General features: G+C 70.4%; 8 protein-coding genes. 3 read left to right on the forward strand and 5 right to left on the reverse strand.

The features are described from left to right. Positions 1-58 precede the first annotated feature (58 nt). Positions 59-781 (forward strand): NADPH-dependent F420 reductase, encoded by a 723-nt coding sequence (gene npdG, locus H5J26_RS11150; protein WP_181765628.1) that lies wholly within the window; start codon positions 59-61, stop codon positions 779-781. A 168-nt stretch (positions 782-949) separates the two neighbouring features. Beyond that, positions 950-1177: a hypothetical protein gene (locus H5J26_RS11155; RefSeq protein WP_181765637.1), complete on the forward strand. Its 228-nt coding sequence runs from the start codon at positions 950-952 to the stop codon at positions 1175-1177. A 5-nt stretch (positions 1178-1182) separates the two neighbouring features. On the opposite strand, the gene H5J26_RS11160 is transcribed toward H5J26_RS11155, so the two are convergent. The 5 genes from H5J26_RS11160 to H5J26_RS11180 all read right to left on the reverse strand — a co-directional run bounded on the left by H5J26_RS11160 (position 1183) and on the right by H5J26_RS11180 (position 6106). After that, entirely contained in the window at positions 1183-1986 is an 804-nt protein-coding gene (locus H5J26_RS11160) for a site-2 protease family protein (protein ID WP_181765629.1), read from the reverse strand. A gap of 124 nt (positions 1987-2110) precedes the next feature. Further along, entirely contained in the window at positions 2111-2950 is an 840-nt protein-coding gene (locus H5J26_RS11165) for an ABC transporter permease (RefSeq protein ID WP_181765638.1), read from the reverse strand. A gap of 23 nt (positions 2951-2973) precedes the next feature. Next, positions 2974-3984 (reverse strand): ATP-binding cassette domain-containing protein, encoded by a 1011-nt coding sequence (locus tag H5J26_RS11170; protein WP_181765630.1) that lies wholly within the window; start codon positions 3982-3984, stop codon positions 2974-2976. Positions 3985-4094: 110 nt separating this feature from the next. Continuing rightward, on the reverse strand, positions 4095-4961 hold the full coding sequence (gene panB, locus H5J26_RS11175) for a 3-methyl-2-oxobutanoate hydroxymethyltransferase (protein ID WP_181765631.1): 867 nt from the start codon (positions 4959-4961) through the stop codon (positions 4095-4097). A 191-nt stretch (positions 4962-5152) separates the two neighbouring features. Further along, on the reverse strand, positions 5153-6106 hold the full coding sequence (locus tag H5J26_RS11180; RefSeq protein WP_181765632.1) for a DMT family transporter: 954 nt from the start codon (positions 6104-6106) through the stop codon (positions 5153-5155). Positions 6107-6202: 96 nt separating this feature from the next. Between H5J26_RS11180 and H5J26_RS11185 the strand changes: the two genes are divergently transcribed. Beyond that, positions 6203-6553: LysR family transcriptional regulator (locus H5J26_RS11185; RefSeq protein ID WP_181765633.1), on the forward strand; the 351-nt coding region annotated here is incomplete at its 3' end.

Genomic DNA, 6553 nt, shown 5'->3' on the forward strand with positions numbered 1-6553 from the left:
TCACCTTCACCATCAGGAGTGCGGCGCGGGGACGGCACCGGGTGGCAGGATCGCCCGTATGACTTCGCCTTCTCCTGAATCCTCCTCCGCATCCTCCTCGGCCGCCCCGAAGAAGGACCCCTGGGACCTGCCCGACGTCTCCGGCCTCACCGTCGGAGTGCTCGGCGGCACCGGCGACCAAGGACGCGGTCTGGCCTACCGGCTGGCGCGCGCGGGGCAGTCCGTCATCATCGGGTCGCGCGCCGCCGAACGCGCCCAGCAGGCCGCGGACGAACTGGGATCGGGAGTGGAGGGTGCGGAGAACGCCGAGTGCGCGCGCCGTTCCGACGTCGTGATCGTGGCCGTGCCGTGGGACGGCCACGCACGGACGCTCGAGGCGCTCCGCGAGGATCTGCGCGGCAAGCTCGTCGTCGACTGCGTCAACCCGCTCGGCTTCGACAAGAAGGGCGCCTACGCGATCCGTCCCGAGGAGGGCAGCGCCGCACAGCAGGCCGCAGCCCTGCTGCCGGACTCGCGCGTCACGGCGGCCTTCCACCACCTCTCCGCCGTGCTGCTCTCCGACGCCTCCGTCGAGAAGATCGACACCGATGTGATGGTGCTCGGCGAGGTGCGGGAGGACTGCGCCGTCGTGCAGGCGCTGGCGGAGCGCATCCCGGGGATGCGCGGCATCTTCGCGGGCCGGCTGCGCAACGCCCACCAGGTCGAGTCGCTGGTCGCCAACCTGGTCTCCGTCAACCGTCGCTACAAGGTGCACGCGGGCATCCGGCTCACCGACGTGTGATCCGCGGGGCGGGCCGCGGCCGGTGAGCGCCGCGGATGCGGGCTCGCCTGAGGAGCTTGGCCGGTGATGGGGGAGAATGCCGGGGCGGTGCGTCAGCTGTACGCACCGCCCGCATGTCCCGTACCGCCGCCGGTCCTCGCACCGGACCGTCCGACTGGAGCCGCCCGCATGTCCGCCCCCGCCGCCCCCGCCGCATCGTCCCGCTCGGCCCGGGGGATCGCCCGCTACGCCACCGTCCTCTGTGCGCTCGCCGTCATCGCGGCGGTCGTCTCCTTCGCCAAGGGCAGCTGGTTCGGCGTCGTATGGGTCCTGCTGGCGGGGCTGGCCTCCAACATGGCCTGGTACTACGGGCGCAGGGCACGCCGGACGCCCGCCCCCGCGAACGGCGACTCCTGAGCGGCTTACGGCAGGGGTGTGACCGACAGCTCCGGCTCGCCCTGCCAGAAGCGGAAGTAGTCGTAGCCGTAACCGATGTCCAGGTCCGTGACGTCCAGCACCTGCATCACGTTGCCGATGGAGTCCCAGAAGACCGCGTTCACCGCCGGGATCCACAGGCAGCCGAAGACGACCAGCAGGCCGAACGGGGCGAAGGGCTCCGCCTGACGCCGTGCCGCGGGGGAGAGCCACGGTTCCAGCACGCCGTAGCCGTCGAGGCCGGGCACCGGAAGCAGGTTGAGGATCGCGGCCGTCACCTGCAGCATCGCGAGGAACGCCAGGGCGTAGCGGAAGGCGAACGGCACGTCGGCCATCGCGCCCAGCCAGAACGGCGCGGTGAGTATCGCCGCGAACAGGGCGTTCGTGAGAGGTCCCGCGGCTGAGATCAGGCTGTGCTTCCAGCGCCCCCGGATGCGGCCGCGCTCGATGTAGACCGCGCCGCCCGGCAGCCCGATGCCGCCGAGGACGACGAAGATGACCGGCAGCACGATGCTCAGCATGGCGTGCGTGTACTTCAGCGGGTTGAGGGTGAGATAGCCCTTCGCGGCGACCGACTCGTCCCCGCTGCGCAGCGCCGCACGGGCGTGGGCGTACTCGTGCAGACACAGCGAGACGATCCAGCCCGAGACGACGAAGAAGAAGACCGCGACGCCCGTCACCTCGGCCAGACCCGACCAGACCGCCCAGCCGGAGACGGCCATGATCGCGGCGAGCCCCAGGAAGACGGGGCTGATGCGGTGGTGATCGGGGTGGGTCGAGGCGCTGGTCATGAGGTCCGACCGTACCGGCAGCGGAAACCGGCCGGCCAACTCCCCCCGCTCACCGAAGCTTTCGCGCGGACGGGCCGGGGGGAGGTCAGCGCGATGCCGTACGGACCTCCACGCGGCCCGAACCTCACGTCTTCCTGCGGAACTTGGCGATCGCCACCGGTGCCATGACAGCCGTGAGGCCCACCGACCACACCACTGTCCACAACGCCGGGACTGCGACAGCGCCCTCTCCCATCATCAGACCCCGCGAGGCGTTGGCGACGTGCGTGAGCGGATTGACGTCCGTGAAGGCTTCCAGCCAGCCCGGCATCGTCTGCGTCGGCACGAAGATCGACGAACCGAACTGCAGCGGCATGAGCACCACGAAGGAGATGCCCTGCACGGCCTGCGCCGTACGCATGGTCAGACCCAGCAGCATGAAGATCCACACCAGGGAGGCGCCGAACACCGTCGTCAGCCCGATCGCGGCCAGCAGGCCCAGCCAGCGCCCCTCGATGTCCAGGCCGACGATGAAGCCCACGGCGAGCAGCACCATGATGGTGATCAGCATCCGGCCGATCTCCACGACGACCTTGGCGATCAGCACCGACGAGCGGGCGATGGGCATGGAACGGAAGCGGTCCATCACGCCCTTGCGGAAGTCCTCGTTCATGCCGGTGCCCACGGCCATGGCGATGTTCATGCCCATCATCGCCATCATGCCGGGCAGCAGGTAGTTCGTGTACTCGTCGCGGCCGCCGTCGGTGCCGCCGCCGATCGCACCGCCGAAGACGTAGACGAACAGCAGCGTGAAGATGATGGGCATCAGCAGCGCGTCCATCATCGATTCCGGGTCCTGCTTGATCTGCAGGGCGTTGCGCCGGGACAGGGCGCCGATGTGACGCAGGTTGGCCCGGATCCCGATCCGGCCCTCGTCGCCGCGCCTGCGGACGGGCGCCGGCTCCGGGGACGGCGTCGTGCCCATGGACCCGGGAGCAGTCGTGGTGGTCACGCCGCCGCCTCCTCGTGGCTGTACTCGTCCTGGTGGGTGGCCTTCTGGCCCGTGATCGCCAGGAACACCTCGTCCAGGCTGGGCAGATGGGTCGTGATGTCGGCGATGGGGAATCCCCGTGCCGCCAGCAGCCCGACGACGGCGGTCAGTTGCTCGTCGCTGAGAATGGGCACGGTCACGATGCCCGTACGCTCGTCCGGCGTGGCTCCGCCGACGCCGTCCAGGCCCCGCTCCGAGAGGGCCTCCGCCATGGGGGCCAGGTCGCCCTGCTCGACGGGACGGATCTCCAGCGTGCGGCCGCCGACCTTGGCCTTCAGCTCCGGCACCCGGCCCTCGGCGACGATCTTCCCCCGGTCGATGACGGTCAGTTCGCGGGCGAGCTGCTCCGCCTCCTCCATGTACTGCGTGGTCAGCAGCACGGTGTTGCCGTCGGCGACGATGTTGTGGACCTCCGCCCACACCTCGTTGCGGGTGCGCGGATCCAGCCCCGTGGTCGGCTCGTCCAGGAACAGCACGCTCGGACGTCCGATCATGGACGCGGCCAGGTCCAGCCGCCTGCGCATGCCGCCCGAGTACTTGCCTGCGGCGCGCTTGGCGGTCTCCGTCAGCGAGAAGCGCTCCAGCAACTCGTCGGCACGCTGGCGGGCGCGGGCGCGCGGCAGATCGAGCAGCCGCCCGATCATGTAGAGGTTCTCCCGGCCGGACAGCTTCTCGTCGACCGAGGCGTACTGCCCGGTCAGGCCTATCGTGCGGCGCAGCTGGCGGGGCTGGCGCACGATGTCGTATCCGGCGACGGTGGCCGTGCCGGCGTCCGGCACGAGGAGCGTCGAGAGCATGCGAACGAGCGTGGTCTTGCCCGCGCCGTTCGGCCCGAGCACCCCCATGACGGTGCCCTCGCGCACGTCAAGATCGATGCCGTCGACTGCTTTGGTCTCCCCGAAGTGCTTCACCAGACCGCGGACTTCGACGGCGTTCAGGCCGCGGCCGGTGGCGTTCTCTCGCGTCATGCGTCAAAGATGTCAGGCACCACCGACAAATCACCGACAGCTGCCCTGCAACGGGACGATCCCCGTGCGGGGGATCCCTGCCGGCGCCCGCCGGTGGCGCCCGTACGGCATCACTCGAAGCTGTGCCGAGCCTCCGGGAAGTCTCCCGAGATCACGTCCTGCGCGAAGGACTTGGCGGCGTCACCGAGCGTTTCGCGCAGCTGCGCGTACTGCTTGACGAAGCTGGGGACCCTGCCGGCCGTCAGGCCCGCCATGTCCGTCCACACCAGAACCTGCGCGTCCGTCTCGGGGCCCGCGCCGATGCCGATGGTCGGCACGTGCAGCGAGCGTGTGACCTCGGCGGCCAGCTCGGCCGGAACCGCCTCGAGCACCACCGAGAACGCTCCGGCGTCCTGAACGGCCTTGGCGTCACGCAGCAGTTGCTGCGCGGCCTCCTCGCCGCGGCCCTGCACCCGGTACCCCATCGCGTGCACGGACTGCGGGGTGAGACCCACGTGCGCCATGACCGGGATGCCGGACTGCACCATCAGCTCGATCTGGTGCGCGGAGCGCTCGCCGCCCTCCAGTTTCACCGCTCCCGCTCCGGCCTCCTTGACCAGCCGGGTGGCGCTGCGCAGCGCCTGGACGGGCCCCTCCTGGTACGTGCCGAACGGGAGGTCGGCGACGATGAGGGCACGCTTGGTGCCGCGTACGACGGCGGCCGTCAGCATGGTCATCTCGTCGAGGGTGACCGGGACGGTGTTCTCGTAGCCGAGATGGCAGTTGCCCATCGAGTCTCCGACGAGCATGACGGGGATCCCGGACTCGTCGAAGACGGAGGCGGTCATCGCGTCGTACGCGGTGAGCATCGGCCAGCGTTCCCCGCGCTCCTTGGCGGCGCCCAGGTCGCGGACGGTGACGCGGCGGTTGCGTGCACCGCCGTAGAGAGTGGCGGGCTGCTTCTTCGAGGGCCCGTCCTGCTTCTGCGCATCAGACATGGCTGCGCTCCTGTTTGTCGTCTCGAGGCACCCTGTCGGCGTCCCCGGATGTCTCCCATGCTGGCACGTGCCGCCCGCGCAGCGGAAGGGGAGAAGGCAGGGCCCCGGCGCCCGGCACGGCAGCTCCCGGTCCGGGGCCAGGGCCGGCGCCGCGATCTCTCCCGGGCCCGCATCCTGGGCCGGCCGGGGGATCAGCGCGGGGAGAGCGGGGGGACGGACTCCGCACCGGTGACGTGACCGGGAGGTGCATCCGGTGCCGTCGGCGCTCCCTTGTGCCTGCGCGTCATGCCGACACCGGCGAGCACGATCACCATGCCCGCGACCACCCTCGGACCGACGTCCTCACCGAGGACGATCGCGCCCAGGGCCACCGAGACGACGGGCAGCAGATACCCGACGGTCGCGGCGTCGGTCGCTCCCTCGTCAGCGATGACCCGGTAGGTGAGATAGAACGTGACGCCGGTGGACAGGACGCCCAACGCGACGACGGCGACGAGCACTTCAGCGCCCGGCCTCACCGGCTCCAGCCCGCCCGCGGTCAGCGCCGGCATGCTCAGTCCCGTCGCCGCCAGGAGTTGCGCGGCGGCGAGCGGGAGCGTGGCGTGCCCCTTGCCGACGAGCTTGCGTCCCATGTACGCGAACGCCACGGCGTAGCTCGCCGCTGCTGCGATCACGGCCAGAGCGCCCCAGCTCATGAGCCCGTTCCGCTGCCAGGGAGCGAAGATCAGGAGCGTCCCCGCGAAGCCGAGCAGGAGCCCGCACAGGCGCAGGGCGCGCAGAGTGCGTTCCGTGCCGATGAGGACGCCGATGAGCAGTGACCACAGCGGAGTTGTGGCGTTCAGGACTCCGGCCACGCCGGAGTCGACGGTCTGCTCGCCGATGCTGAAGAGCGCGAAGGGCAGGGCGTTGCAGAAGAAGGCGGCCACGACGATGTGACCCCAGGTGCGGCGGTCGCGCGGAAGGTGCCGACGTGCCCATGCGCAGGCGACGAGCAGCACGAGCGCCCCCAGCGCACAGCGCCCGAGCGTGACCTGCGCCGGGCTCAGACCCTCCAGCGCGAGCTTGATCCACAGGAACGTCGATCCCCACAGCAGCGCGAGTACGCCTATCCGTACCGATGCCTGCGCACGTCCGAAAACGTTCACGTCGAGCCTCCCCCTCAGATCCCGCTCCGTACGCTGCCTCAGCCCGACCTGTCAGGACAAGTGAAAAGATATGGATGAATCATTAAGCTTGCCTACATGATTGATGTGCGACGCATGCAGGTCCTCCGGGCGGTGGTCACCAGCGGGTCGGTGACGGCGGCAGCGGCGAATCTGGGGTACACCCCCTCCGCCGTCAGCCAGCAGGTGGCGGCGCTGGAGAAGGAGGCGGGAACGCCGCTGCTCGAACGCGTCGGCCGGGGCGTACGGCCCACCGCCGCCGGGCAGTTGCTCACCGAACACGCAGCGGTCATCGGCAAGCACGTCGCGGCGGCGGAGAGCGCGCTGGCCGATCTGCGGGAGGGCCGCACGGGCCGGCTGTCGATCCAGTACTTCGCCTCGGCGGGCGCCTCCCTTGTGGCGCCGGCGCTGGCGCGGCTGCGAAGCGAA

The organism is Streptomyces albidus (ex Kaewkla and Franco 2022), assembly GCF_013870515.1.
Classification (GTDB): Bacteria; Actinomycetota; Actinomycetes; order Streptomycetales; family Streptomycetaceae; genus Streptomyces; species Streptomyces albidus.